Below are 255 nucleotides of genomic sequence, written 5' to 3'. Positions count from 1 at the left end.
TAACACCAAAAGAATTCATCGTTAGCGCAGACAGCTATGTGACAGGAACTTACACAGGTTCTGTGACAAAAGTAGCCATTTCAGTCAACGGAAAAGTATACCCAGCCGTGGCAGTAACAGGATCAGGCGCGCTACAATATTACGCAAAAGATAAGATTACAGACAAAACAGACGTAGTTAAAATGATTGGTTACAACTCAGAAGGCACTATCATTGATACAAAAGACGTATCTGTTGCTGGACCAGAAAGCTTGG

1 protein-coding gene is annotated in these 255 nt (G+C 41.6%); it reads left to right on the top strand.

What is annotated here, in order from left to right; genetic code table 11:
• On the top strand, nt 1-255 hold a 255-nt coding region (locus HPK16_RS16695), incomplete at both ends, for an immunoglobulin-like domain-containing protein (protein WP_181677985.1).

The sequence above is a fragment of the Paenilisteria rustica genome, assembly GCF_013820765.1.
In the GTDB taxonomy this organism is placed as follows: domain Bacteria; phylum Bacillota; class Bacilli; order Lactobacillales; family Listeriaceae; genus Listeria_A; species Listeria_A rustica.
Note: the sequence above shows the minus strand (reverse complement) of the source record. Positions and strands in the feature narration are given on the sequence as shown.